Source organism: Enterobacter sp. CRENT-193, assembly GCF_002787395.1.
GTDB lineage: Bacteria > Pseudomonadota > Gammaproteobacteria > Enterobacterales > Enterobacteriaceae > Enterobacter > Enterobacter hormaechei_C.
In genome coordinates, this window is record NZ_CP024812.1 from 2,160,874 (window position 1) to 2,186,694 (window position 25,821).

At 57.2% G+C, this 25,821-nt stretch carries 23 protein-coding genes; 11 read left to right on the forward strand and 12 right to left on the reverse strand.

What is annotated here, in order from left to right:
* Positions 1–47: 47 nt before the first annotated feature.
* Positions 48–749 carry a DnaA inactivator Hda gene (locus CU081_RS10645; RefSeq protein ID WP_211482948.1) on the forward strand — a complete coding sequence of 234 codons (702 nt, stop codon included), beginning with the start codon at positions 48–50 and terminating at the stop codon, positions 747–749.
* 86 nt (positions 750–835) lie between these two features.
* Here CU081_RS10645 and CU081_RS10650 read toward each other — a convergent pair whose 3' ends face one another.
* Genes CU081_RS10650 through celB form a run of 3 tightly spaced genes read right to left on the reverse strand, consistent with a single transcriptional unit; the run spans position 836 to position 4,533 of the window.
* Positions 836–2,254: a leucyl aminopeptidase family protein gene (locus CU081_RS10650; protein WP_003860555.1), complete on the reverse strand. Its 1,419-nt coding sequence runs from the start codon at positions 2,252–2,254 to the stop codon at positions 836–838.
* The gene (locus tag CU081_RS10655; RefSeq protein ID WP_003860554.1) at positions 2,254–3,210 is read right to left on the reverse strand and encodes a N(4)-(beta-N-acetylglucosaminyl)-L-asparaginase; all 957 of its coding nucleotides are present in this window, start codon (positions 3,208–3,210) and stop codon (positions 2,254–2,256) included. Before CU081_RS10655 ends, CU081_RS10650 begins: the two co-directional genes overlap by 1 nt.
* A 3-nt stretch (positions 3,211–3,213) precedes the next feature.
* Positions 3,214–4,533 (reverse strand): PTS cellobiose transporter subunit IIC, encoded by a 1,320-nt coding sequence (gene celB / locus CU081_RS10660; protein WP_003860552.1) that lies wholly within the window; start codon positions 4,531–4,533, stop codon positions 3,214–3,216.
* Positions 4,534–4,680: 147 nt separating this feature from the next.
* On the opposite strand from celB, the gene CU081_RS10665 reads away from it, so the two are divergent.
* Positions 4,681–5,505 (forward strand): hypothetical protein, encoded by an 825-nt coding sequence (locus tag CU081_RS10665; protein WP_003860550.1) that lies wholly within the window; start codon positions 4,681–4,683, stop codon positions 5,503–5,505.
* On the opposite strand, the gene arsC is transcribed toward CU081_RS10665, so the two are convergent.
* Both arsC and bepA read right to left on the reverse strand, forming a co-directional pair.
* On the reverse strand, positions 5,502–5,858 hold the full coding sequence (gene arsC / locus CU081_RS10670; RefSeq protein ID WP_003860549.1) for an arsenate reductase (glutaredoxin): 357 nt from the start codon (positions 5,856–5,858) through the stop codon (positions 5,502–5,504). The two genes, CU081_RS10665 and arsC, sit on opposite strands and share 4 nt — an antisense overlap.
* Before the next feature lie 13 nt (positions 5,859–5,871).
* The gene (bepA, locus tag CU081_RS10675) at positions 5,872–7,335 is read right to left on the reverse strand and encodes a beta-barrel assembly-enhancing protease (RefSeq protein ID WP_003860547.1); all 1,464 of its coding nucleotides are present in this window, start codon (positions 7,333–7,335) and stop codon (positions 5,872–5,874) included.
* A 220-nt stretch (positions 7,336–7,555) separates the two neighbouring features.
* Here bepA and CU081_RS10680 point away from each other — a divergent pair, with 220 nt between their 5' ends.
* Positions 7,556–8,620, forward strand: a complete 1,065-nt coding sequence (locus tag CU081_RS10680) for an AI-2E family transporter (RefSeq protein WP_003860546.1) — start codon at positions 7,556–7,558, stop codon at positions 8,618–8,620.
* Between the two features lie 82 nt (positions 8,621–8,702).
* On the opposite strand, the gene bcp is transcribed toward CU081_RS10680, so the two are convergent.
* Together bcp and CU081_RS10690 are read right to left on the reverse strand one after the other, a co-directional pair.
* Positions 8,703–9,173: a thioredoxin-dependent thiol peroxidase gene (gene bcp, locus CU081_RS10685; protein WP_003860544.1), complete on the reverse strand. Its 471-nt coding sequence runs from the start codon at positions 9,171–9,173 to the stop codon at positions 8,703–8,705.
* The gene (locus tag CU081_RS10690; protein ID WP_000213743.1) at positions 9,173–9,742 is read right to left on the reverse strand and encodes a glycine cleavage system transcriptional repressor; all 570 of its coding nucleotides are present in this window, start codon (positions 9,740–9,742) and stop codon (positions 9,173–9,175) included. Before CU081_RS10690 ends, bcp begins: the two co-directional genes overlap by 1 nt.
* Before the next feature lie 145 nt (positions 9,743–9,887).
* Between CU081_RS10690 and dapA the strand changes: the two genes are divergently transcribed.
* The 6 genes from dapA (at position 9,888) to ypfH (ending at position 16,345) form a co-directional block, all read left to right on the forward strand.
* Positions 9,888–10,766, forward strand: a complete 879-nt coding sequence (dapA, locus tag CU081_RS10695) for a 4-hydroxy-tetrahydrodipicolinate synthase (protein ID WP_003860542.1) — start codon at positions 9,888–9,890, stop codon at positions 10,764–10,766.
* Positions 10,767–10,782: 16 nt separating this feature from the next.
* Positions 10,783–11,817 carry an outer membrane protein assembly factor BamC gene (bamC, locus tag CU081_RS10700; RefSeq protein WP_003860539.1) on the forward strand — a complete coding sequence of 345 codons (1,035 nt, stop codon included), beginning with the start codon at positions 10,783–10,785 and terminating at the stop codon, positions 11,815–11,817.
* 109 nt (positions 11,818–11,926) lie between these two features.
* Positions 11,927–12,640 carry a phosphoribosylaminoimidazolesuccinocarboxamide synthase gene (gene purC, locus CU081_RS10705; protein ID WP_003860538.1) on the forward strand — a complete coding sequence of 238 codons (714 nt, stop codon included), beginning with the start codon at positions 11,927–11,929 and terminating at the stop codon, positions 12,638–12,640.
* 120 nt (positions 12,641–12,760) lie between these two features.
* Entirely contained in the window at positions 12,761–13,630 is an 870-nt protein-coding gene (ypfJ, locus tag CU081_RS10710) for a KPN_02809 family neutral zinc metallopeptidase (RefSeq protein ID WP_003860536.1), read from the forward strand.
* A complete protein-coding gene (locus CU081_RS10715; protein WP_003860533.1) occupies positions 13,630–15,576 on the forward strand; it encodes a tRNA(Met) cytidine acetyltransferase TmcA in 1,947 nt (648 codons plus the stop codon). The genes ypfJ and CU081_RS10715 overlap by 1 nt, the downstream gene beginning before the upstream one ends.
* Positions 15,577–15,649: 73 nt before the next feature.
* Positions 15,650–16,345: an esterase gene (gene ypfH / locus CU081_RS10720; protein ID WP_003860531.1), complete on the forward strand. Its 696-nt coding sequence runs from the start codon at positions 15,650–15,652 to the stop codon at positions 16,343–16,345.
* Between the two features lie 98 nt (positions 16,346–16,443).
* Here the strand turns inward: ypfH and CU081_RS10725 are convergent, their stop codons facing one another.
* From CU081_RS10725 to CU081_RS10735, 3 genes are read right to left on the reverse strand one after another with little or no spacing between them, the layout of a single operon-like run.
* Positions 16,444–16,641: a YpfN family protein gene (locus tag CU081_RS10725; RefSeq protein ID WP_000383991.1), complete on the reverse strand. Its 198-nt coding sequence runs from the start codon at positions 16,639–16,641 to the stop codon at positions 16,444–16,446.
* Between the two features lie 24 nt (positions 16,642–16,665).
* Complete coding sequence (gene dapE / locus CU081_RS10730) at positions 16,666–17,793, reverse strand: succinyl-diaminopimelate desuccinylase (RefSeq protein WP_003863566.1); 1,128 nt, start codon at positions 17,791–17,793, stop codon at positions 16,666–16,668.
* Positions 17,794–17,796: 3 nt separating this feature from the next.
* Entirely contained in the window at positions 17,797–18,153 is a 357-nt protein-coding gene (locus CU081_RS10735; RefSeq protein WP_003863564.1) for an ArsC family reductase, read from the reverse strand.
* Positions 18,154–18,540: 387 nt separating this feature from the next.
* Between CU081_RS10735 and ypfM the strand changes: the two genes are divergently transcribed.
* The gene (ypfM, locus tag CU081_RS10740) at positions 18,541–18,600 is read left to right on the forward strand and encodes a protein YpfM (RefSeq protein WP_015572204.1); all 60 of its coding nucleotides are present in this window, start codon (positions 18,541–18,543) and stop codon (positions 18,598–18,600) included.
* A gap of 110 nt (positions 18,601–18,710) precedes the next feature.
* On the opposite strand, the gene acrD is transcribed toward ypfM, so the two are convergent.
* The gene (gene acrD, locus CU081_RS10745; RefSeq protein ID WP_003863561.1) at positions 18,711–21,824 is read right to left on the reverse strand and encodes a multidrug efflux RND transporter permease AcrD; all 3,114 of its coding nucleotides are present in this window, start codon (positions 21,822–21,824) and stop codon (positions 18,711–18,713) included.
* A gap of 141 nt (positions 21,825–21,965) precedes the next feature.
* Positions 21,966–23,660, reverse strand: coding sequence for a nitrate/nitrite two-component system sensor histidine kinase NarQ (gene narQ / locus CU081_RS10750; RefSeq protein ID WP_058647514.1), 1,695 nt, complete (start codon positions 23,658–23,660; stop codon positions 21,966–21,968).
* A gap of 152 nt (positions 23,661–23,812) precedes the next feature.
* Here narQ and aegA point away from each other — a divergent pair, with 152 nt between their 5' ends.
* A complete protein-coding gene (gene aegA, locus CU081_RS10760; protein ID WP_003863556.1) occupies positions 23,813–25,789 on the forward strand; it encodes a formate-dependent uric acid utilization protein AegA in 1,977 nt (658 codons plus the stop codon).
* Positions 25,790–25,821: the final 32 nt, after the last annotated feature.

Genomic DNA, 25,821 nt, shown 5'->3' on the forward strand with positions numbered 1-25,821 from the left:
GTTAAACTCCATTCCGATTTTATGTAAGATCTCTGGTTGAGGTATTTCTGAACGGACCGGCACAGCTCTCTCTGCCACTTTATCTCCCTGACGATGAAACTTTCGCGAGTTTCTGGCCGGGTGATAACCCCTCTTTACTGGCTGCACTGCAAAACGTGCTGCGCCAGGAACACAGCGGATACATCTATATCTGGTCACGCGAAGGCGCGGGACGCAGCCACCTGCTGCATGCCGCCTGTGCGGAGCTTTCTGCGCGCGGTGACGCGGTAGGCTACGTGCCGCTGGATAAACGCACCTGGTTTGTGCCTGAGGTGCTGGAGGGCATGGAACATCTCTCCCTGGTCTGCATCGATAATATCGAATGCGTGGCGGGGGACGAACCGTGGGAAATGGCGATCTTTAACCTCTACAACCGCATTCTGGAGTCGGGCAAAACCCGGCTGCTGATCACCGGCGATCGTCCGCCGCGCCAGCTCAATCTGGGGCTGCCGGATCTGGCGTCTCGTCTGGACTGGGGGCAAATCTACAAGCTGCAACCGCTGTCGGATGAAGACAAACTCCAGGCACTTCAGTTGCGCGCCAGACTGCGCGGATTTGAACTGCCGGAAGACGTAGGGCGCTTCCTGCTCAAGCGTCTGGATCGGGAGATGCGCACGCTCTTTGATACGCTCGATCAGCTCGATCGCGCCTCCATCACCGCCCAGCGCAAGCTGACCATTCCGTTTGTGAAAGATATTCTTAAGCTTTGAGTTTTTTGCCCGGTGGCGCTGCGCTTACCGGGCCTACGAAAACCCGTCATACCTTGCAGGCCGGGTAAGGCGCAGCCGCCACCCGGCTAAAGATCCCCCAACAAGTGCTCCACCAGCAGCGGAATCGGTCTTCCCGACGCCACGCTCCGTCCGTTTTCTCGCCACAGCGCCGTCCCGCTGATATCCAGATGCGCCCACGGAATAGTCGGCGGGCAGAAATGGTGCAGCAGCCACGCCGCCGAGGCGCTGATCGCCGCATTGTTGGTCGGCGTGTTGCACAGATCGGCAATCGCGCTGTCGGTTTGCTTTCTCAGCCTCGCATCCAGCGGCAGGGACCATACCTCGTCGCCGCTCCGTTTGCCCGCGAGCGTCAGTGCCTGACGCAACGGCTCATCCTGGGTCATCAGCCCGCTCAGCTCATACCCCAGCGCTTTCACCACCGCTCCGGTTAAGGTCGCCATATCAATAATATAATGCGCCTGCGGATGGCGCTGACTCGCCCAGGCGATAGCGTCTGCCAGCACCAGCCGGCCCTCGGCATCGGTGTTGTTGATTTCCACCGTAATGCCGTTGCAGGCTGTTGCCACCGTGCCGGGCTGCATGGCGTCGGGGCCGATGGCGTTTTCCGCCAGCGCCAGCACGCCCATGATGCGCACGGGTAATTTCAGCTCCGCAACGGTCAGCATCAGCCCGAGCACGTTAGCCGCGCCGCACATGTCATATTTCATGGTGTACATGCCCGCGCCTTCCTTCAGCCACAGGCCGCCGGTGTCAAAGGTAATGCCTTTTCCCACGTAGCAGCGCACCGGGCCATCAGACACGCCGTTATAGTGAATAGCCAGCAGGCGAGGCGGGCAGGTCGCCCCTTTGCCAACGGCGTGCAGTAGCCCCAGCCCCTGCTCAACAATTTGCTTTTCATCCAACACCTCGCAGCGCAGAGCAGGGCTGGCGGCACACAGTTTTTGCGCCTCTTCCACCACAAACTGCGGCGTACAGCGGTCGGATGGCATATCCGCCAGACGTCGTGCCGCAACCATGCCGAGCGCAATGGCCTGCTGCTGGCGGAAGGTCGTCTCCAGCTTCGCCTGCTGTTCCGGCAGGCAGAGGGCAGTGATGCAGGTAAGACGCAGCGCTTCGTCCGTCTTCTTCAGCTTCAGGTCACTGAGCATGTGCGCCTGATTAAAGAGAAAACGCAGTACCTGCGCCAGCACCACATCGTCGATATCCGTCACGTCCAGCACGAGTTCGGCGCTGGCGGGGGCGGTAAGCAGCGGTCGCAGGGCCGTGATCAACCCTTCGGTCAGGGCGTCATGCCAGAGCGCATCCGGCAACAGAGTGATGCGGGCAAACGGCGCGCAGCCAAAGCGCGCGTCCGCGACGGTGCTCTGCTGGCGCATTTCAGCGATAAGAGCGTTATCCGGTAACAGGGAACTGTCAGCGCGCGCAATCAAATGGCTCTGCGGCTTCGCGTCTGAAAGCGCGTTGATAAACTGGTACGTGATCATCATAACTCCTCAATCGGTGCGCGGATCCGCGTGGCATAGGCCTGCATCCACTCCTCATCTACCGCGTGATAGTGCGTTTTCTCCCGCAGGCGTTCAGTACGGAAAACGGTGAGGGGCTGGCGAGCCGTCGCCACCACGAACGAGAAGGTTTTGATGTTGGTCGCGGCGCCAAATTCTCCTTTGCTGTTCATGCACACCACGGAGAGATCGCCCGCGCGACCGAAGCGCGACATCAGTTTGTCTTCCAGTTCGAACACGACCGAATCCGCCGCCTGCTGCGGCGTCATGCCTTGCGCCATCCGGCGAACGATTTCGTAGCTGGTACAGCCCTTCATCAGATCTTCACCGACGCCCGTGGCGGTGGCCGCGCCGGTTTCGCTGTCGCAGTAAAAGCCGGAGCCGATGATGGGTGAGTCACCGAGGCGACCGCGTTTTTTCATAAACAGGCCGCTGGTGGAAGTGGCGACGCTCATCGAGCCCTGTTTATCGAGGCCGATGATGCCGACGGTGTCATGTCCGTCGTAGGGGCTTAACCCCTTATCCAGCGTTTCGCGGCAGCGCTTACGGTAGTGTTGCATGGCGCGATCCGTGAGCATGGTTTTATCGGCAAAGCCCTGACTCAGCGCCCATTCGCGCGCGCCCTGGCCGACCAGCAGGCTGTTATAGCGCTGGCGGCTGAGCGCGTGCGCCACGCGCACTGGGTTGGCGATATCCACCAGATTCCCCACGGCGCCGAACGCCAGCGTGTCGCCGTCCATATAGGCCGCGTCCAGCTCTACCTCGCCGTTTTCGGTGGGCAGCCCGCCGTAGCCGACGGATTTATAAAACGGAAAGTCCTCGACGGCGGCGACGGCATCCACTACCGCCGCAGCGACAGGTTTGCCCGCAGCCAGGGCAGACGCGGATTCCGTGACGCCTTCAAGCGCCATTCGCCAGGTTGCGATAATTCCCCACATGCTTTACTCCTGTTTTGCAAGGGTGGTGTCGGTTTGCGTAACGCTGGCTATTTCCGCCGCGCGGTACTGTTTATCCAGGATACGCATGAAAGGCAGGTACAGCATGGCGCCAATCAGCAGGTTGATCAGCTGCATCACGCTGCCGCTCAGGTGCCCGGTGACAATAAAGCCGCTGATGACCGGCGGCAGCGTCCAGGGGATAAACACCCCGGTGGTGACGGCGACCGCACCAATTTTCATCGCCAAATACTGCACGGTGACCAGCACCAGCGGCACCAGATTGAACGGGATGAGCATGATTGGGTTCATGATCACCGGCAGGCCAAAGAGAATCGGTTCGTTGATGTTAAACACCGAGGCACCCGCACCGAGGCGCGCCACTTCGCGCATGTTTTTGCTGCGGGCGAAAATCAGCATCGCAATCACCAGCGACAGCGTGGCGCCCGCGCCGCCCATCCAGATCATGTCAAAAAACTGTTCGGTGATGATGTGCGGCGGCGTCGTTCCCGCCTGAATCGCGGCGATGTTGTCGGTCTGGTTCTCCATCCACAGCGGACGAATAATCCCGTTGATCATCGAACCTGAGTTAATGCCCACTGACCACAGAATGGTGATGCTGAATACGGTCATCAGCGCCCCGAAATAAGAGGTGCCGTAGTGGCGCACCGGGGTGGCAACCACTTCATAAATAAACTGGTGGATGGTGTGGTAGTGGGTGTTTTCAAAGATGATGCGGATAAGCAGCACCAGAATCATCACCAGCAGGGCCGGGATCAGGGCCGCGAACGACTCCTGCACCGCAGGAGGCACGCCGTCCGGCATTTTGATGACCAGCTTTTTGCGCTTCAGCCAGCAGAACAGTTCCGTCCACAGCAGGGAACCGATCATCGCCACGAACAGCCCTTTGCTGCCAATCCACTCCACCGGCATCACGGTAATGCCGCCGTTTTCCGCCACTTTGATAAAGGGCGTCAGGATCAGAAACGCGACCAGCGCCAGGATGCCGCAGGAGATGCGGTCCTCGCCATAATGCTCAGCCAGGCGGTAGGCCACCAGGAAGCTGATAAACAGCGACATGGTTGAGAACACCGCGTTAAACGGGATCTCTATAATCGCACTCCAGCTCTCACCAAAGGCCTGAGACATAAACTGCTGATAGGCCTGATTCGGGAAGGAGGAGATCACCAGCAGGATGGAGCCGACGATGATAAACGGCATGAATGAAACGTAGGCCCCACGAATGGCCCCAAGATGACGCTGCTGGGCCGTTTTCGCCGCCAGCGGCATCAGTTTTGCTTCAAGAAATCCCAGAACATTGTTCATTGTGAACTCCGTACAAGATTGAGAGGTGTTGTTTATGTTATGTCTGTGGATTATCAGTGAAGCGCGGCGAGCGAAAGGTGAAATCGGTCACAAAGCATTCGCTGCTCTGATATAAATCTCATAAGATTAGTTGCGGAGAGAGACGCGATGGAAATCAAACTGCATGCCAACGCCACCACCACACCGCGTATCCGTCGTTATCTTCAGCAGTCAGATAAAAGCGACAGAGAGCTTGCCGTTGAGTTGGGTATCTCGGTCACCACCGTCAGGCGCTGGCGCAACCGCGACCAGGTTTCGGATAACCACACCACGCCAAAAGTGATACATAAAGCGTTGAGACAAGAGCAGGCAGCACTGATAAATGCTCTGCGTGATATCACCGGTGCACCGCTGGATGAACTGCTGCTGCTGGTGAATGACGGACTCGGGATCGCCGTTTCCCGCGCGACCCTGAACCGCTACCTCAAACCGGCTTCGGTAAGACAAAAGGGGGCGTCGTTGCAGGGCAAAAAGGCGCTGAAGGCCGGTATCATGCCGCAGAAGCTACTTCTGCATCATCAGCCGCTATCGCTGCATATGGACGACGGTGGGGAGCAACACCTGCTCTGGGCGCGTGAACCCGTTAGCGGCTGGTGCTACGCCCGGCTTTATGCCGGTGTCTCGCCGCAGTTGCTGACCCGCTGGACGAACGAGGTGCTGGCTGCCTGTCCGGCTGATATTCAATCTGTTGAGACTTTTGGGCTGGCAGTGAACTTGCCGGAGCATAACGTCACCGTAAAAGTGCATTCACAGTATTATCTTGCCCTTCAGGCCACCGTGCCGTTACGTGAGATCATTCCGCGGGTGAACAGTGAACCGGCGGGAGCGCTGTTGATCCAACTGTGTGAGTTTTACAACCGGGGAAAAGCGCAGAAAAAGCTGGGAGAGCGTACGCCGCAGGCGTTTCTGGAAGCGCTGCGGCGTAACGATTAGACGATCCCGAGCACGTCTTCCGGTGGACGGCCTATACGCGCCTTGCCGTTCGCCACGACAATCGGGCGCTCAATCAGCTTAGGATTGTCGACCATCGCCTGAATCAGCCGATCTTCAGTGAGACTGGTATCGTTCAGATTAAGCGACTTATACAGATCTTCTTTCTGACGCATCAGGTCGCGTGCGCTGCCCATGTTAAGCATCTTCAGCAGCTGGCGGATCGTCTGCGCATCCGGCGGCGTCTCCAGATACAACACCACTTCCGGATCGATGCCGTTAGACTTCAGCAGATTCAGCGTCTCGCGGCTCTTGGAGCAGCGAGGGTTATGGTAAATTTTTACCGCGTCTGTCATGACTTCTCCTTTATTACATCTTCTCGTACGGCTTAAAGCGTTGTTGCAGGCCGCGCAGCTGGTCGATTCGCGCATCGTAGCGGGCCTGTTGCAGGCTGCCAAGCTTCACCTGTGAGCTGGCGCTGCTCAACAGGGAAATGGCCTGATCGAGGCGACCCGCCAGCGCCAGGCCTTCCGCACGCGCGGCCAGCTCCTGATCGCGGTTACCCAGTTGCCCCTGGGCCTGGGCGAGCAGTTCCCAGCCGTTCTGGTCATCTTTATTGTTAAAGGTGTAGCGGTTCAGAATGGTCACCGCCTCGCCGGGCTGGCCGCCCTGTAGGTAGGCGTTCGCCAGGTTAAGCTGCAATACCGGATTGTTGCGAATGTCTTTCGCCCCTTTCAGACGATTGATCGCATCGGTCGCTTTTTTCTGCCCCAGATCGATATCGGTGGCGAGGTCAAGATACCATGGATTGTCAGGCGCCGACGCCAGCAGCGGCTGTAGCGCTTTACGCGCTTCATCGTACTTGCTGGCCTCCATCGCCTGGAGCGCCTGACCATACTGCGCCGCGTTTTTCTCGCGCACGTTGCCTTTCGCCAGCGCGTCCAGCAGATCGCTGGTGAGCTGATTACGTCCGGAGTTGTACATGCCAAGCGTTCTCACTTTGGCCATGTAGAAATCCTGCGAAGACTGCACCACGACCGGACGCATCTGGTTGGCACGGTTACGGGCATCCGAGAGTCGGCTTTCCGGCAGCGGGTGGGTCAACAGAATTTCAGGCGGGCGCGACGAGTAGCGTGCCTGGTCGAGCAGTTTTTCCAGGAAGCTCGGCATGGCCTGCGGGTCAAAGCCGGAACGCTGTAAAACCTGAATGCCGATGCGGTCTGCTTCCTGCTCGTTCTGCTGGGTAAAGCTGATCATCCCCTGACGCGTCCCCGCCAGCGTCCCGGTAAGCGCCGCCATCCCGGCCTGCGGGCTGGCCATCGCCAGCAAAATGGAACCCAGCGCGCCCACCCAGGTCAGGGGGGCGTTACGCTTCTGATCTTCCATCGCACGCGCCAGATGGCGCTGGGTGACGTGCGAAATTTCGTGCGCCATGACGGACGCCAGCTGGCTTTCGTTATCGGAATAACGGAACAGCGCCGAATGCAGCACCACGTTCCCGCCAAAGAAGGCGAAGGCGTTGATTTCGTCGTTATTGATTAAATAGAAATGGAAGGGCGTTTTTACCGAGTCGGCGTGCGCCACCAGCCGCATCCCCAGACCGTTGATGTACTGCACCAGCAAAGGGTCGTTAATCAGCGGAGCACTGCCGCGCAGCTGGCGTACGTAATAATCACCCATCTGCATCTCCTGCCCGATGGAGAGCGTGCTTCCTGCCGTGGTGCCCATGTCCGGCAATGAATCGGACGAGTCAGCGAAAGCGGGCAACACCTGACCCACCGTCACGGCGGCAATCAGTGTCGCAACCAGTGTTTTTCTCAACTGCCTGAACATAACCACTGTCCTGTATTTTGGATGTGCTAATTTGACCGATGAACCCGCATAACGTTCATCTCCGCTGCTCTGCGAGTGTAGCCGTGTTAAGAGATGAAGAAAATCCCATTCATCAGGGTTTTGCGAAACCTGACAGTGAAACAAAAAGGAAAGTCTTTTTTGTGACAGTTAGATACAATTCACCGTCTCACTCCCGCCATTCGATTCAGGGAAGGGTTGTATGCTCGAAATGTTAATGCAGTGGTATCGGCGTCGGTTTAGCGACCCGGAAGCCATTGCTTTGCTGGTCATTCTGGTTGCCGGATTCGGTATCCTGTTCTTCTTTAGTGGCCTGCTGGCACCGCTACTGGTGGCGATTGTACTGGCGTATCTGCTGGAGTGGCCCACCGCGCGTCTGGAACATATCGGCTGTTCCCGCCGCTGGGCGACCAGCATTGTCCTGGTGCTGTTTGTCGGCATTCTGCTGCTGATGTCCTTCGTGGTGATGCCCATCGCCTGGCAACAGGGGATCTACCTGATCCGTGATATGCCCGGCATGCTGAATAAACTGTCTGATTTTGCCGCCACGCTGCCGCGCCGCTATCCTGCGCTGATGGACGCCGGGATCATCGATGCGATGGCCGAAAACATGCGCGCCCGCATCATGACCATGGGTGATTCGGTGGTGAAATACTCTCTGGCCTCGCTGGTGGGGTTGCTGACGCTGGCGGTTTACCTTGTTCTCGTGCCGCTAATGGTGTTTTTCCTGGTCAAAGATAAAGAGCAGATGCTGAACGCGGTGCGCCGCGTGCTGCCGCGCAATCGCGGTCTCGCCGGTCAGGTCTGGCAGGAGATGAACCAGCAGATCACCAACTACATTCGCGGCAAAGTGCTGGAGATGATTGTGGTGGGCGTGGCGACCTGGATTGGCTTCGTGATCTTCGGGCTGAACTACTCGCTGCTGCTGGCGGTGCTGGTCGGATTCTCGGTTCTGATCCCGTATATCGGCGCGTTTGTGGTGACCATTCCGGTAGTCGGTGTGGCGCTGTTCCAGTTTGGTCTGGGTACGGAGTTCTGGAGCTGTTTCGCCGTATACCTGATTATTCAGGGACTGGATGGGAACCTGCTGGTACCGGTGCTGTTCTCAGAAGCCGTTAACCTGCATCCGCTGGTGATTATCCTGTCAGTGGTGATTTTCGGCGGGCTGTGGGGATTCTGGGGCGTGTTCTTCGCCATTCCGCTGGCGACGCTGATTAAAGCCGTGGTCCACGCGTGGCCGGATGTGCCGGCGGTGGAGGAGAAGTAGTTTTGCCGGGTGGCGCTGCGCTTACCCGGCCTACTTATTCTTGTAGGTCGGGTAAGGCGAAGCCGCCACCCGACACTCACTTTCAGGCACTTTCTTTCAGCCACTTCAACACCACGTCGTGGTGGTTGCTGGTTTTGAAATCATCAAACACGTGCTCAACTCTACCGTCAGCGCCAATCAGGAAGCTGATACGGTGAATACCGTCGTACGTTTTGCCCATAAAGGACTTCTCACCCCAGACGCCAAACTGCTCGCAAACCTGGTGGTCTTCATCGGAAAGCAGCGTGAAGTTCAGCAGCTCTTTTTCCGCAAAACGTGACAGCTTCTCTGGCTTATCGGTGCTGATGCCCAGCACTTCCACACCGACCTTTTTCAACTCATCCATGTTGTCGCGTAGACCGCAGGCCTGTACGGTACAGCCCGGGGTCATGGCTTTCGGGTAGAAATAGACCAGAACACGCTGTCCCTGGAAGTCGGTCAAATTTACTTGCTCGCCGTCTTGATCCGGTAAGCTAAATTTCGGTGCGATATCACCGGCTTTCAGTGGGTTCATTACTCAACTCCATCCTGTTCGTGCTGCGAATAATCGACGACGCTTATACTGCCTTGCGCGTGTAATTCTGTACAGAGGGCTTTGAACGCTTGCTCGATATTTGACGCATCCTGCGAGGCAGGGCTGTGTGCGGTAATTTGAATAAACAGCGTCGGGATTGCGTTTTCATCGCCCGGCTGCGTGCGGGAAACCAGTTCGGCAATGTTCATCTGATGGCTGTCAAACAGCGCCGTAAAACGTTCAATCAGATGAGGTGAATCAGGCACTTCAACCTGTACCCAGACCGTGGCAGGCAGAGCCGGACGCGGGCGCGCGGTGGTGCGCTTCATCACAATCAGTAAATCCAGCTCTGCGCCTTTCAGCGGCAGGGTAGATTCGATGAGGGTAATGGCATTCCATGTTCCGGAAAGCAGCATGATGAACGTGAACTCTTCGCCAAGCATAGCCAGCCGGCTGTCTTCGATGTTGCAGCCGCAGCTGCTCACGTGGCGAGTGATGGTATTCACGATACCCGGCCTGTCAGCACCCAGCGCAGTGATAACCAGGTAATGTTGTGATGAGGTTGTCAAACCTGTTCTTCCTTTGCGTGGTTAAGTCTTACTAAGGAAAGCATAAAAAAAACATGCATACAACCGCCTGAGAGCCTCAGGTCGCTTGCTTTTATTACAGTTCCAAACGTAACATTGAGGCTCTTGTTCGCACAGAGGATGGCTCATGTTCACGGGAAGTATTGTCGCGCTTGTTACACCGATGGATGAAAAAGGTAATGTCTGCCGGTCAAGCATGAAGAAGCTCATTGATTACCATGTCGCCAATGGAACCTCGGCGATCGTTTCGGTAGGGACTACCGGTGAATCCGCTACGCTGAGCCACGAAGAGCACGGCGACGTTGTGATGCTGACCCTGGAACTGGCGGACGGGCGTATTCCGGTCATCGCGGGGACGGGCGCAAACGCAACCGCAGAAGCTATCAGTCTGACCCAACGTTTTAACGACAGCGGCATTGTCGGCTGTCTGACGGTGACCCCTTATTACAACCGTCCTACTCAGGAAGGTTTGTTCCAGCATTTCAAAGCCATCGCTGAACATACTGACTTGCCACAAATTCTGTATAATGTGCCGTCCCGTACCGGTTGCGATATGCTGCCGGAAACCGTTGGCCGTCTCTCGAAAGTAAAAAATATTATCGGGATTAAAGAGGCGACAGGGAACTTAAGCCGCGTTCATCAGATCAAAGAGCTGGTTTCAGACGACTTTATCCTGTTGAGCGGTGATGATGCGACCGCGCTGGACTTTATGCAGCTCGGTGGTAACGGCGTGATTTCCGTGACGGCGAACGTGGCGGCGCGCGATATGGCTGACATGTGCAAACTGGCCGCAGCCGGTCACTTTGATGAAGCTCGCGTGATTAATCAGCGTCTGATGCCGTTGCACAATAAATTATTTGTCGAACCCAATCCGATCCCAGTGAAATGGGCATGTAAGGAGTTGGGGCTTGTAGCAACCGACACGCTGCGTCTGCCAATGACACCGATTACCGACCACGGTCGTGAAATTGTCGCTGGCGCGCTGAAGCATGCCGGTTTGCTGTAAAGTTTAGGGAGATTTGATGGCTTATTCAGTACAGAAGTCGCGCCTGGCGAAGGTTGCGGGTGTTTCGCTTGTTATGCTCCTCGCTGCCTGTAGTTCAGACTCGCGCTACAAGCGCCAGGTGAGCGGTGATGAATCCTATCTGGATGCGCCGCCGCTTGCTGAACTTCACGCGCCTGCCGGCATGATCCTGCCGATCCAGAACGGTGATTATAATATTCCGGTTACCAACGGCAGCGGCCTGGTGGGTAAAGCGCTCGATATTCGTCCGCCAGCTCAGCCTCTGGCGCTCGTGAGCGGCGCGCGCACGCAGTTCACCGGTGATACAGCTTCTCTGCTGGTGGAAAGCGCACGCGGTACAACGCTGTGGCCGCAGGTTGTAAGCGTCATTCAGTCGAAAAACTATACGATTGATAAACGCGACGACGCCAGCCAAGCTTTAACCACCGACTGGATTGAGTGGAACCGTCTCGATGAAGACCAGCAGTACCGTGGTCGTTATCAAGTCTCCGTTAAGCCGCAGGGTTATCAGCAGGCGGTTACCGTTAAGCTGTTGAATCTTGAGCAGGCAGGTAAACCGGTTGCCGATCCGTCCGCCATGCAGCGCTACAGCACTGAAATGCTGAACGTGATTGCAGCGGGTCTGGATAAGAACGCTACCGATGCCGCAAACGCCGCGCAGAACCGTAACGGCTCAACCTTTGACGTGCAGAGCGGTGCAGACGATACCGGTCTGCCGATGCTGGTGGTGCGTGCGCCGTTTAACCAGACCTGGCAGCGTCTGCCAGCAACGCTTGAAAAAGTGGGCATGAAGGTGACTGACAGCACCCGTTCAACGGGCAGTATCACAGCGACCTATAAGCCGCTGTCTGATAGCGCCTGGCAGGAGTTGGGGGCAAGCGATCCACAGCTGCCTTCCGGTGACTACAAAATCCAGGTCGGCGACCTCGATAACCGCAGCAGCCTGCAATTTATCGATCCGAAAGGACACACGCTGACCCAGGCGCAGAACGATGCGCTGGTCGCTGCCTTCCAGGCCGCATTCAGCAAATAATAGTGAGGGCTGGTTAATCCAGCCCTTTTTATTTTCGTGCTACGCAAACGTGTGCGTGGCATAATATGGCCAGTTTTGAATACAAATCATCACACCAGGAGTAATGAAGATGCAGAAGCAAGCTGAGTTGTATCGTGGCAAAGCGAAAACCGTATACAGCACGGAAAACCCGGATCTGTTGGTGCTCGAATTCCGCAATGATACGTCAGCAGGAGACGGCGCACGCATTGAGAAGTTCGATCGTAAGGGCATGGTGAATAACAAGTTCAACCACTTCATTATGACCAAACTGGCCGAAGCCGGTATCCCGACTCAGATGGAAGCGTTGTTGTCCGATACGGAATGTCTGGTAAAAAAACTGGATATGGTGCCGGTTGAGTGCGTGATCCGTAACCGTGCCGCAGGCTCCCTGGTGAAGCGTCTGGGCATTGAAGAAGGTATCGAACTGAATCCACCGCTGTTCGATCTGTTCCTGAAAAACGACGCCATGCATGACCCGATGGTCAACGAATCCTACTGTGAAACCTTCGGCTGGGTAAGCAAAGAGAACCTGGCGCGCATGCAGGAACTGACCTACAAAGCCAACGACGTGCTGAAAAAGCTGTTTGATGACGCGGGCCTGATCCTGGTCGACTTCAAGCTGGAGTTCGGTCTGTACAAAGGCGAAGTGGTGCTGGGCGACGAATTCTCTCCGGACGGCAGCCGCCTGTGGGACAAAGAGACGCTGGATAAAATGGACAAAGACCGTTTCCGCCAGAGTCTGGGTGGCGTGGTCGAAGCGTACGAAGCGGTTGCTCACCGTTTAGGCGTTAAGCTCGACTAAACTGCGCATTTGCCAAAGGATGTGGGCATCCTTTGGCGTCTTATCCTTGTTTACTATGGTAATCCTTTCATTAACCGCCTACGATCATAGCTATTATAAATGGAATAGTTCGAGGTGTTTATGCGCTGGCAAGGGCGTCGTGAAAGTGACAACGTAGAAGACAGACGCAGCAGTGGTGGCGGTGGTCCGTCTATGGGCGGGCCAGGTTTCCGGTTACCCAGCGGCAAGGGCGGCATTATTCTGCTGGTCGTCGTGCTGGTGGCGGGCTACTACGGTGTCGACCTGACCGGTTTGATGACCGGTGAAACCGGGCAACAGCAGCAGTATTCTCAGCGCTCCATCAGCCCGAATGAAGATGAAGCGGCGAAATTTACTTCCGTTATTCTCGCGACGACCGAAGATACCTGGGGTCAGCAGTTCGAGAAAATGGGGCGGACTTATCAGCCGCCAAAACTGGTGATGTACCGGGGCGCAACCCGCACCGGCTGTGGCACCGGGCAGTCCGTTATGGGGCCGTTCTACTGCCCGGCGGACAGCACCGTCTATATCGATCTCTCCTTCTATGACGACATGAAAAGCAAGCTGGGCGCCGACGGCGATTTTGCCCAGGGCTACGTGATCGCGCATGAAGTCGGCCACCATGTGCAGAAGCTCCTCGGCATTGAGCCTAAATTGCGTCAGATGCAGCAGAATGCGTCTCAGGCGGAGGTGAATCGTCTGTCCGTACGCATGGAGCTTCAGGCCGACTGCTTCGCTGGCGTCTGGGGACACAGCATGCAGCAGCAGGGCGTGCTGGAAACAGGCGATCTGGAAGAGGCCCTGAATGCCGCACAGGCGATTGGTGACGATCGCTTGCAGCAGCAGAGCCAGGGGCGCGTTGTGCCGGACAGCTTTACCCATGGCACCTCAGAGCAGCGCTACAGCTGGTTTAAGCGTGGCTTCGACAGCGGCAACCCGTCGCAGTGTAATACCTTCGGCAAAGCTATGTGATGTTGGGGTTTGAACAGCTGGTTAACCAGCTTCAGCGTACCGGGCACCGCCGGCTGGTGGTGCTTAGCGGCGATGAAGCGTGGACGTTGAGCCAGGTGACCCATCTGCGCGATACGTTACCAGGAGACTGGCTGTGGCTGGAGGAAAACCCCTCTAAGGCCATCAGCGGCCTGCTGGGACGTGAATACCTGCATGCCGTTTTTGACGCGCGTCGCGGATTTGACGTCTCGGCCTTCGCCGCCCTCAGCGGGACCCTGCGCGCCGGAAGCCTTCTGGTGCTGCTGGTGCCGCCGTTCTCCGTCTGGGCCGACAGGCCCGACAGGGATTCTCTGCGCTGGAGCGACAGCGCAGAGCCGATCGCCACCCCGCACTTTGTTCACCACTTTTGTCGGATGCTTGCCGCCGATTCAGATGCCATCGTCTGGCATCAACATCGTCCTCTGTGCCTTCCCGTTGCGCCAGATTTACCCGCCTGGCAGCCCGCCAGCGGTGAACCGCAGCGCGAGCAGGCTGAAATCCTCGACGCTCTTCTGACCATGTCTGCGGGCGTGGCCGCCGTGACGGCGCCGCGCGGACGCGGAAAGTCCGCCCTGGCGGGCATGTTGCTGAGCGGCATTCAGGGGAGTGCAGTAGTGACGGCACCGGCAAAAGGGGCGACGGATGTCATCGCGCGTTTCGCCGGGGAACGTTTTCACTTTATGGCCCCGGATGCGCTGCTGGCCTCCACCACAGAAGCTGACTGGCTGATTGTCGATGAGGCAGCCGCTATCCCCGGCCCGCTGCTGGAGAAGCTGGCGTCGCGCTTTCCCCGCGTGTTGCTGACCACCACGGTGCAGGGTTATGAAGGCACGGGCAGGGGATTCCTGCTGAAGTTCTGCGCCCGGTTCAGCGGGCTGCGGCGTTATACCTTATCCACGCCAGTTCGCTGGGCTACCGGATGCCCCCTTGAGCGGATAGTGGCGAACGCGCTGCTGTTCGACGATGCGCTTATCGATCGCAAACCGGCAGGGGAGGTACGTTTAACGTCGCTGGAGCCCGGGATATGGGAGAGCGATCCGGCGCGCGGGGCAGGCGTGTATGAACTGCTTTGTGCCGCGCACTACCGAACGTCCCCCCTCGATTTACGCCGGATGATGGACGCCCCCGGCCAGCACTTTGCTGTTGCTCAGGCGGGCGCGGAGATCGCTGGCGCGCTCTGGCTGGTGGAGGAGGGGGGATTACCCCCTGAACTTAGCCGCGCAGTATGGGCGGGGTTTCGTCGGCCGCGTGGAAATCTGGTGGCGCAGTCGCTGGCGGCGCACGGCGGTTCGCCGCTCGCGGCGACGCTGAAAGGCCGACGCGTCAGCCGCATTGCGGTTCATCCCCATCGCCAGCGGGAAGGCATCGGCCAGCGGCTGATCCGCAGTGCCAGCGGAGAAGATTATCTCTCGGTCAGCTTTGGCTATACCGACGAGCTGTGGCGTTTCTGGCGGCAGTGCGGGTTTGTGCTGGTGCGGATGGGCAGCCACCGGGAAGCCAGCAGCGGGTGCTATACGGCGATGGCGTTGCTGCCGCTGAGCGAGGCGGGGCATCAGCTCTGCGAACAGGCGCATCAGCGTTTATGTCGTGATATGCGCGTCCTGTCGGCCTGGAATGGCGAAAAGATCCCGGTGACGGATGCATGGGAAGCTACCCTTAATAGTGATGACTGGCTGGAGCTGGCGGGGTTTGCCTTTGCTCACCGGGCGTTTTCAACCTCGGTTGCGGCGTTAACGCGATTGGTGTTAGCCGTGGACATCCCACTCCCGGCGCTGCGCGGGAAAATGGAAGGGAATACGCACGATTTCGGGCGCAAAGCGTTGCTGGCGAAGCTACGCGAGGAAACCGCACACGCGCTTGAAAGGCTTGATTACTCCCGTAGCCAGCAGCTGAAAGCCGACATTTTGCAATGGCAATTTTTTCAATGACTTCTTCAGTAAAGTGGCATGGTCATTACCCCGCAGAGGCGTAAAATCCTGCTTATCAATTAAGGAGATCGCCATGAAACATGACCATTTTGTTGTGCAAAGCCCGGATACGCCTGCTAAACAGCTCCTGCTTCTGTTTCATGGCGTGGGCGACAATGCCGTCAATATGGGACAGATTGGCAGCTGGTTTGCACCCGTTTTCCCACACGCGCTGATCGTCAGCATCGGCGGCGTGGAGCCGTGCGGTCCGGACGGTCGGCAGTGGTTTTCCGTCGAGGGCGTGACGGAGGAGAATCGTCAGGCGCGTATTGATACCGTTATGCCAGCCTTTATCGATACCGTGCGTTACTGGCAGCAGCAGAGCGGCGTAGGCGCCGACGCAACGGCGCTGATTGGCTTCTCTCAGGGCTCAATCATGTCGCTGGAAAGCGTAAAAGCGCAGCCCGGACTGGTGTCCCGCGTGATTGCCTTTAACGGGCGTTTTGCGACGTTACCGCAAAGCGCGACCACGCAGACCACGATCCATCTCATTCATGGGGGGGAAGACCGGGTAATTGAGCTTTCGCATGCAGTAGCTGCCCAGGAGACGCTGATGCGCGAGGGTGGAGATGTGACGCTGGATATTGTAGACGATCTGGGGCATGCCATTGACGATCGCAGCATGCAGTTCGCGCTCGATCATCTGCGTTATACCGTACCGAAGCACTACTTTGATGAAGCGCTCAGCGGCGCTAAGCCGAATGACGATGATATCGTCGAGTTTATTTAAACATTTCCCCTCACCCTAACCCTCTCCCCAAAGGGAGAGGGAACAAAACCCCCCTCGTCCCTCTGGGGAGAGGGGCCGGGGGTGAGGGGTGTGTACAATTACTTCTTCTGGTCCTTCTTCGGCCAGTCGTCTTCATCGTCCCACTTGTCGTTAAAATCACGGTGCGGCGGAAGATCCGGTTTGTTGGCAAGGAACTTTTTGTGGTCAACGCGCTTGAGATCTTTAATCACGTTAAGCAGCACGCCTACCAGAAATACCAACACCAGAATCCACCAGTACTTTGAAAGCCAGTCCATTCGCTAATCCTCTTTAAGCACCCGTCAGGCGACGAGTTGCTCCATAATACGTTGATACATGCGGGCCAGCAGTTGTAAATCGGCAGCGTTCACGCATTCATTGATTTTGTGAATCGTCGCGTTAACCGGACCCAGTTCGACAACCTGTGCGCCCATGCGGGCGATAAAGCGTCCGTCAGACGTGCCGCCCGTTGTCAGCAGTTGTGGCTTAATTTCATTATAGTGCGCAATGGCGTTCACTACCGCATCCACCAGTTTACCGCGCTGCGTCAGGAACGGCTGGCCAGACAGCCACCAGTCGAGGGTATAGCGCAGCTGATATTTCTCGAGCAGCGCAATCACTCGCGCTTTGATCATCTCGTCAGTCAGTTCGGTGCTGAAGCGGAAGTTAAACTGGACGAAGAGATCGCCGGGAATGACGTTGTTGCTGCCGGTGCCAGCCTTGATGTTGGCTATCTGCATGCTGGTTGGCGGGAAAAATTCATTGCCTTTATCCCATTCAATGCTCACAAGTTCGTTCAGCATCGGCGCGGCGCGGTGTACCGGGTTATCCGCCAGGTGCGGATAGGCAACGTGGCCCTGCACGCCATGAATAGTCAAATTGCAGGTCAGGGATCCACGGCGGCCATTTTTCACAACATCGCCCACCACTTCGGTGCTGGACGGTTCGCCCACCAGACAGTAGTCCAGACGTTCATTGCGCGCCATCAGCGCCTCAACGACCTTCACGGTGCCGTTATGGGCGCTGGCTTCTTCGTCGGAGGTAATCAAAAACGCAAGACGGTTTTTATGGTTCGGATGCTGGGCGACGAAACGCTCTGCCGCCACGACCATCGCAGCCAGGGAACCTTTCATGTCCGCAGCGCCGCGTCCGAAAAGCATGCCGTCGCGGATGGTCGGCTCAAAAGGCGGGTTGATCCAGCGGTCTGCGTCGCCCGCGGGAACTACGTCAGTATGTCCGGCAAACGCCAGCGTCTCCCCCTGACCGCGCCATGCCCAGAAGTTCTGCGTATCGCCAAAATCCATGTGCTCCACGGTAAAACCGATGGCACGCAGGCGCTCAATCATTAATGCCTGACAACCTGCGTCGTCCGGGCTAAGGGAAGGACGGCGAATAAGCTGCTGAGTCAGCTCAATGACCGGGCATGACATAGACTACACCTCAACGAATAAATCTGAATAAAGGGTTTCACTGAAACCCAGCAGCATAGGCTGACCTGGCTTGCAGAGCAATGGGCGTTTGATGATTGCCGGCATTTCAAGCATCAATTTGGCTGCGCTGTCGGCGTCGTTGATCGTGGCCCGGAGAGATTCATCCAGTTTTCGCCAGGTGGTCCCGCGGGTATTCAGCAGCGCTTCCCATCCCAGTTTGTTGATGGCGGAATGGAGAAACGCGGGGTCAAGCCCGTCGGCACGGTAATCGTGGAAGCGATAGTCGATGTTGTGTGCTTCCAGCCAGCGGCGGGCTTTTTTAATCGTGTCGCAATTCTTAATGCCGTACATCACAACCATAGTGAATCCTTTTGTTCTTTTGTGGATTTAATGTTCAATATTTTCGAAGATATATCCTTAAGTGGAATATAACACATTCGGAATTTTTCGGGATTTACAATTCTCCATAATTCAACGAACAGCTGTAAGCTGAATAGTCTTTCATCTTTTAAGCATAGTTGTCCACCCTGTTTAAATTGCCAATAAACTCAGGGGGAAATTAAAAATGCTGTCATTTTTCCGACTATTTCAAAATATTGCTGTAGGTCACATAAAATTTAACCGGCAACGCTCATAGTGATCCTAAACCTACCAGTACAGCAGGGCTCAATCACAGCAATCGGTTAAAGTGGCTTCACAATGATGATACGTTTTCGTAGAATGCGCATAATAATAAGAGAGGTTGTTATGATTGAACGTGAACTGGGGAACTGGAAAGATTTTATCGAAGGCATGCTTCGTAAATGAATTTCCGGTAAGAAATGCAAGAGCACTTAATTAACTAAAATAACCATAGTGTGAAAGAATCACACAATAAAAAGGCGGCCTGTAAAGCCGCCTTTTTTTATTTCAACGGGTTATTCCGGCTTATCCTTCAGCGGGAAACGACGACGTATCAGCACAAAGAACAGCGGTACGAAATAGATAGCCAGTATCGTCGCGGATATCATTCCCCCCATAACGCCCGTACCCACTGCGTGCTGGCTGCTGGAGCCTGCGCCGGAGCTGGTGGCCATCGGCAGGACGCCAAACACAAACGCCAGAGAGGTCATCAGGATCGGACGCAGGCGCTGACGACAGGCGTGCAGCGTGGCGGCCATCAGTTCGTGACCTTTTGCATTCATCTCATTGGCAAATTCGACGATCAGAATGGCGTTTTTTGCCGACAATCCGATCACGGTGAGGAGTCCGACCTGGAAATAGACATCATTTTCCAGGCCGCGCATCCAGGTTGCCAGCAGCGCGCCGATGACCCCGAGAGGCACCACCAGCATCACCGAGAACGGCACTGACCAGCTTTCATACAGCGCCGCCAGGCAGAGGAATACCACCAGCAGCGAAAGAGCATACAGGGCAGGCGCCTGAGCGCCGGAAAGCCGTTCCTGGTAGGACATCGCCGTCCATTCCAGGCCAAAGCCGGTCGGTAACTGCTGAACCAGTTTTTCCATAATGTCCATTGCGGTACCGGTACTGACGCCCGGCGCGGCTTCACCGACAATCTCCAGCGCCGAATAGCCGTTGTAACGCTCCAGACGCGGCGAACCGGTCTCCCAGCGTGACGTCGCAAACGCCGAGAACGGCACCATGCCGCCGGTGTTATTGCGCACATACCAGCGGTTGATATCGTCCGGCAGCATGCGGTATTTGGCGGCAGACTGAACGTAGACCTTCTTCACGCGGCCGCGATCCATAAAGTCATTTACGTAGCTTGAGCCCCATGCCGTTTGCAGGGTGTCGTTAATGTCGTCGATGGAGACGCCCAGCGCCTGCGCTTTACGCTGGTCAATATCTACCTGTAGCTGAGGGCTGTCATCCAGACCGTTATGACGAACGCGGGTAAGCTGCGGATCTTTCCCGGCCAGCTCGAGCAGTTTATCGCGAGCAGCCATCAACGCGTCATGCCCGGCACCCGCGTGATCCTGAAGCTCCATATCAAACCCGGCTGAGCTGCCCAGGCCGCTGATGGCGGGCGGGCTGCTGGCGAAAACGCGCGCTTCCTTGATTTTGTTGAACGCTTTGGTTGCACGCTCAATGATGGCAAAGGAGGAGCCGGTATCGCTGTCGCGCTGGTCCCAGTCTTTCAGGCGCACAAACATACGCGCCACGTTCTGCCCGTTACCGCCGGGGCCAGAGCCGACGGTGGAGAAGACCGAGACCACGTTATCTTTCTCCTGAGTATGGAAGTAGTTCTCAACCTTCTGCACCACTTTCAGGGTCTGCTGCTGGGTCGAGCCGCTCGGTAACTGTACGGAAGTAATAAACATGCCGCGATCTTCCAGCGGCAGGAACGAGGTTGGCAGCCGCAGGAACAGGAAGACCATGCCGCCGAGCAGCAGGACATAAACCACCATCCAGCGCACGCTGCGGTGCAGTACTTTACCCACGCCCGCTTCATAGCGCGCCGCATTGCGGTTAAACATGCGGTTAAACCAGCCGAAGAAGCCTTTTTGACCGTGGTGTTCGCCCTTATGCAGCGGTTTGAGCAGCGTCGCGCACAGGGCAGGGGTAAGGATCATTGCCACGAGTACGGAGAGCACCATTGCAGAGACGATGGTGATCGAGAACTGGCGATAAATCGCGCCCGTGGTGCCGCCAAAAAATGCCATCGGGATAAATACCGCCGACAGCACCATGGCGATACCGACCAGCGCGCCCTGAATTTGTCCCATCGATTTGCGCGTGGCCTCGCGGGGCGAAAGCCCTTCCTCGCTCATAATGCGCTCGACGTTTTCCACCACCACGATGGCATCATCCACCAGCAGGCCGATGGCCAGCACCATGGCGAACATGGTCAGGGTGTTGATGCTGTAACCGAAGGCATACAGCACCGCAAAGGTTCCCAGCAGCACCACCGGCACCGCAATGGTGGGGATCAGCGTGGCGCGGAAGTTTTGCAGGAACAGGTACATCACGAGGAACACCAGCGCGATAGCTTCGAGCAGGGTTTTCACCACATCTTCGATGGAGGCTTTTACGAATGAGGTGGTTTCGTAGGCGACTTTGTACTCCAGTCCGTGCGGGAAGTAATGCGACAGTTCATCCAGACGCTCTAACACCCGCTGCGCGGTCGCCATTTCGTTGGCGCCGGAGGCCAGTTTTACCCCCAGTCCGGACGCGGCATTGCCGTTAAAGCGACTCAGGTAGTCATATTTTTCCGCCCCCATTTCCACGGTGGCGACATCCCCCAGACGCACTTCCGAACCGTCCTGATTCACGCGCAGAGTAATATTGCGGAACTGGTCAGGTGTCTGGAGCAGCGATTGGGAGTTGATGGTGGCGTTAAGCGCCTGGTTGTCCACGGACGGCGTACCGCCGAGCTGCCCCACGGCAATCTGGGCGTTCTGCGATTCGATAGCGTCGGTGACATCTTTAGCGGTCATCTGCACGCTGTTCAGCTTGTTGGGATCCAGCCAGATACGCATGGAGTACTGCGAGCCGTAGGCGTCGATATCACCCACGCCGTTGATACGGCTGAGCGGGTCCTGAATATTACTGGCGACGTAGTCCGCGATGTCCTGCTTATCCATCGAGCCATCGGTTGAAACAAACGCGATGGTCAAAATATTGGTGTCACCGGTTTTACGCACGGTCACCCCCTGGTTCTGCACCGCCTGAGGCAGTTTACGCAGGGCCGATTGCAGCTGGTTTTGCACCTGCTGCACCGCTTCATCCGGATCCGTGCCCGCCGTAAAGCTCAGGGTTACCGTCGCCTGGCCCGTGGCACTGCTCTGCGAGGACATGTACATCAGGTTATCAAGACCCGTCATGTTCTGCTCGATAACCTGCGTGACGGTATTTTCCAGCGTCTGTGCCGAGGCGCCAGGATAGTTCGCCGTGATACGCACGTTGGGGGGCGCGAGGTCGGGGTATTGCTCAACAGGAAGGGAAGTAATCGCCAGGACACCCGTCAGACACAACAGGATTGCAAGCACCCAGGCAAAAATGGGGCGATCGATGAAAAAATTCGCCATTAAAGTGTGACCTCGTTTTGCTGCACGTCATTATTGTTTATTGCCCGCCTAACTTTAGCGGTAAGGCCCAGGTCAAACGTGGAGAAATAAAGGAGATAATGTAAATTATCATGCGCTTTTTTCAGCGCGCCTTCTTTCCCACTATTTTTCAGCCTGCGCCGCAGGCGTCCGGAACGTTACGCTGACCTGTGTCCCACCCTGTGGCGGCTGAGAAAAGTGTAATGTCCCGCCGAGCCGTCCCGCGCGTTCGCGCATGATATTCAGCCCGTAATGCCCCGGCGGTTCACTGGCGTCGCCGATACCAATACCGTTGTCGCGGATCGTGACTGTGTGAGTGCCGTCCGCGGTGGTGACGCAGCTGACCATAATCTCGCTCGCGTCGGCATGTTTAATCGCATTCAGCACTGCCTCACGCACAATCTGTAAGAGGTGCACCTGTTTTTGCGCGTCCAGCGCCAGCGATGAGAGACGGCAGTCGAGCACCAACTTCGCGCTGGTCTGGCTTTGCAACCCGTCAAGAGACTCCTGTAGCGCGGCAGGAAGATTGGCGTGATTGAGCGTCAGGCGGAAGGTGGTGAGCAGCTCGCGTAGCTGATGCCAGGCGTTATTCAGCTCGCGGGAGAAGTCCGTAATGATGGCCTGCGCCGGGGCATTGTCGCCCGGCACGGCATGCTTCAGCAGCGTAAGCTGAATACGCAAATAGGAGAGCACCTGCGCCAGCGAATCATGCAACTCGCGCGCGATGGTGGCGCGCTCTTCCATCAGCAGCAACTGCTGATAATGTTTCTGCGCCTGATTGAAATAGAGCCCCCGGCCCAGCATCGTCGCCACGCTTTCCATGAGCGGCAGCGGAACATCCCCGGTCGCGCTTTGCCAGCGCAGTTCGCCGTACAGGGTGTCCTGCATTAACACCGGTAAATTGTGCATTTTCTCGCCTGGGGTCTCCTGTCCTTCGTAAAGCTGCCAGTCGTCACTGGTGCGCAATTGCAGGTAATTCATCTGCGTATAGTCATGCACAATCTGCAAAATATGCCGGAAGCAGTGGCTGTCTATCTGCCCGGTATTCAACGCCTGTGAGCATTTGAACAGCATTTCGAGCTGCTGATGCGCTTCATTCAGGTGGCGGGTTTTTTCAGCAACGGAGTGCTCCAGGGAACGGTACAGGGTGTGTAATTCCGCCGACATATGGTTGAAGGCGCGGGAAAGCTGGCCCAGCTCGTTGGGAAGCATAATATCCGGTGCGGGGGTATCGAACTGCCCCTGTTCGATACGTTCGCTCGCCGCCACCAGATTATTCAGCGGCAGCACAACCTGACGGCGGATGCGCCGCAGGGTCACCACCGCCAGCAGCAGGATGCCCAGGCCGCCCGTCAGCGACATGCAAATCACCAGCTGAATTTTATGTTCGGTGTAGTGCTGAAGCGCCAGCACAAAGGCATCTATCCTGCCCACGAAATCCTCTATGTGGTTCTGATACCACCCGGTATCGCCGCTGGCGATACGCGTGTCCATCTCCTGCCAGCCAAGGTGCAACTGCTGGTAACGCTGTTTGACTTCCTCAGGCACATACCAGCGGTTTAGCTTCTGCAACGCAGGCGCGCTCAGCGTTTTCTGCCAGACCGCGCGGTGCTCCGCCAGCGACGGGCTGGCGCGCTGCATTTCGTAGCCCAGGCGGTAGCTCTGCATGCGCAGCGATCCGGCGATGTTAATCGCCTCGGCGTCGCGCTGGCTGCTGGCGAGTGTAACCAGCGCAATGGCGCTGATCAGAACGGACAAGACAATCATCGAAAAGAAAGCCCGAGCCAGGCTTCCCGATACGGGGCGTTTAACGGTCACTCATCAGCTTCCTGAATTAAATTGATCTGCCACAGGTTCACTGGAAATAGTTCGCCTTCCTGGGCATTTGAACATTGCGTCGCCATGCTGCTGTGGGTAAATACGATAACAATAGAAAGAATAAGGTTATTGAACCAAAAACAGGTGTTGTTATGAATCGTTTTATTATGGCCAACGCTCAACAGTGTATCGGTTGTCGCGCCTGCGAAGTTGCCTGTGTGATGGCGCACAACGGGGAGCAGCACGCGCTGAGCGAGCGCCATTTTCATCCCCGCATTACGGTCCTTACCTCAGGCTTGCGAAAAAGCCCCGTGACCTGCCACCACTGTGAAAATGCGCCCTGCGCGCAAAGCTGCCCGAACGGAGCCATCACGCAACACAGCGACAGCGTACAGGTCAATCAACAAAAATGCATTGGCTGTAAAGCCTGCGTGGTGGCCTGTCCGTTTGGCACGATGGACATGCTGATCGCCCCGCTGGAAAACGACAGCGTAAAGGCCTCGGCGCACAAATGCGACCTCTGCCTGGAAAGGCCGCAAGGCCCGGCCTGCGTTGAAAACTGCCCGGCAGAGGTGCTTACGCTCGCCACCCCAGCCGTGCTGGATAAGCTGGTTAAACAGCGCCGACAGCGCAGCGCAAGGCTGGACGCGCTGCCGTGTCACAGCGAGGCGGTTCAGTCAGTTCCTCCGCAAACCAAACGGCAACAGATGCAAAACACCCCGGCGCGCGGTGAGCCGGATAAGCTCAGCCCCGACGCGCGCGCAGGTCATTTTAACGAGATCTACCTGCCGTTTCGCCCGGAACAGGCGCAGCGCGAAGCATCCCGGTGCCTGAAATGTGGCGACCACAGCATTTGCGAGTGGACCTGCCCGCTGCATAACCATATTCCACAGTGGATTGAGCGGATCAGGGCGGGGGATATCATCGGTGCGGCTGAGCTTTCTCACCAGACTAACTGTTTACCGGAAATTACCGGCCGCGTCTGTCCACAGGATCGATTATGTGAAGGCGCCTGCACCCTGCGGGATGCGTCAGGGGCGGTAACCATCGGGAATATCGAACGGTATATCTCGGATCGGGCGCTGGCGATGGGCTGGACGCCGGACGTCAGCCACGTTAAGCCGGTCGGTAAGCGCGTCGCCATCATCGGTGCCGGTCCGGCAGGGCTGGCCTGCGCCGACGTACTGGTGCGCAGCGGCGTCGGTGTGACGGTCTACGATCGCCATCCGGAAATCGGCGGATTGCTGACCTTTGGTATTCCGGCCTTCAAGCTGGATAAATCCCTGTTAGCGCGGCGCAGAGAGATATTCAGCGCGATGGGCATCCGCTTCGAGCTGAACTGCGAGGTGGGAAAAGACGTATCGATGGCCCAACTGCAAAACGACTACGATGCCCTGTTCATCGGCGTAGGGACCTATCGTTCCATGAAAGCGGGTATCCCTCACGAAGACGCGCCGGGCGTGTACGACGCGCTGCCGTTTTTAGTGGCGAACACGAGGAACGTGATGGGCCTTGACCCTGCCGCAGACGAGCCGTTTATCGACACGCAGGGGTTAAACGTGGTGGTGCTGGGCGGGGGCGATACGGCGATGGACTGCGTGCGCACCGCGCTGCGACATGGCGCGGCGAAAGTCACCTGCGCCTATCGGCGGGACGAGGCCAACATGCCGGGCTCAAAGAAAGAGGTTAAAAACGCGAAAGAAGAGGGCGCGGCCTTTGAATTTAATGTCCAGCCGGTTGAGCTCACGCTGGATACCGACGGGAAGGTCAACGGTATCCGGATGCTGCGCACCCGTCTGGGCGAGCCGGATGCGCAGGGGCGGCGTCGTCCTGTCCCGGTGGCGGGCAGTGAGTTTGTCATGCCAGCGGATGCGGTGATCATGGCGTTTGGGTTTAATCCGCACGCCATGCCGTGGCTTCAGGCGCAGGGCGTCGACACCGACGACTGGGGGCGCATCAGGGCCTCCGTGGAGAGCCGTTATCGCTACCAGACCTCGAATCCGCAGATTTTTGCTGGCGGTGATGCGGTACGCGGTGCGGATCTGGTGGTCACCGCGATGGCGGAAGGGCGCCATGCCGCGCAGGGGATCATGGACTGGCTTGGCGTGCCGCCGCGCAACATGCATTAACGCAGACGGGCGACAAAGCGGGCTTCACAGCG

Coding starts and splice junctions, on each gene's coding strand:
- CU081_RS10650 (WP_003860555.1), bottom strand. CDS start 2,254: ATGATCACGTACCAGTTTATCAACGCGCTTTCAGACGCGAAGCCGCAG.
- CU081_RS10655 (WP_003860554.1), bottom strand. CDS start 3,210: ATGTGGGGAATTATCGCAACCTGGCGAATGGCGCTTGAAGGCGTCACG.
- celB (WP_003860552.1), bottom strand. CDS start 4,533: ATGAACAATGTTCTGGGATTTCTTGAAGCAAAACTGATGCCGCTGGCG.
- CU081_RS10665 (WP_003860550.1), top strand. CDS start 4,681: ATGGAAATCAAACTGCATGCCAACGCCACCACCACACCGCGTATCCGT.
- arsC (WP_003860549.1), bottom strand. CDS start 5,858: ATGACAGACGCGGTAAAAATTTACCATAACCCTCGCTGCTCCAAGAGC.
- bepA (WP_003860547.1), bottom strand. CDS start 7,335: ATGTTCAGGCAGTTGAGAAAAACACTGGTTGCGACACTGATTGCCGCC.
- CU081_RS10680 (WP_003860546.1), top strand. CDS start 7,556: ATGCTCGAAATGTTAATGCAGTGGTATCGGCGTCGGTTTAGCGACCCG.
- bcp (WP_003860544.1), bottom strand. CDS start 9,173: ATGAACCCACTGAAAGCCGGTGATATCGCACCGAAATTTAGCTTACCG.
- dapA (WP_003860542.1), top strand. CDS start 9,888: ATGTTCACGGGAAGTATTGTCGCGCTTGTTACACCGATGGATGAAAAA.
- bamC (WP_003860539.1), top strand. CDS start 10,783: ATGGCTTATTCAGTACAGAAGTCGCGCCTGGCGAAGGTTGCGGGTGTT.
- purC (WP_003860538.1), top strand. CDS start 11,927: ATGCAGAAGCAAGCTGAGTTGTATCGTGGCAAAGCGAAAACCGTATAC.
- ypfJ (WP_003860536.1), top strand. CDS start 12,761: ATGCGCTGGCAAGGGCGTCGTGAAAGTGACAACGTAGAAGACAGACGC.
- CU081_RS10715 (WP_003860533.1), top strand. CDS start 13,630: ATGTTGGGGTTTGAACAGCTGGTTAACCAGCTTCAGCGTACCGGGCAC.
- ypfH (WP_003860531.1), top strand. CDS start 15,650: ATGAAACATGACCATTTTGTTGTGCAAAGCCCGGATACGCCTGCTAAA.
- CU081_RS10725 (WP_000383991.1), bottom strand. CDS start 16,641: ATGGACTGGCTTTCAAAGTACTGGTGGATTCTGGTGTTGGTATTTCTG.
- dapE (WP_003863566.1), bottom strand. CDS start 17,793: ATGTCATGCCCGGTCATTGAGCTGACTCAGCAGCTTATTCGCCGTCCT.
- CU081_RS10735 (WP_003863564.1), bottom strand. CDS start 18,153: ATGGTTGTGATGTACGGCATTAAGAATTGCGACACGATTAAAAAAGCC.
- acrD (WP_003863561.1), bottom strand. CDS start 21,824: ATGGCGAATTTTTTCATCGATCGCCCCATTTTTGCCTGGGTGCTTGCA.
- aegA (WP_003863556.1), top strand. CDS start 23,813: ATGAATCGTTTTATTATGGCCAACGCTCAACAGTGTATCGGTTGTCGC.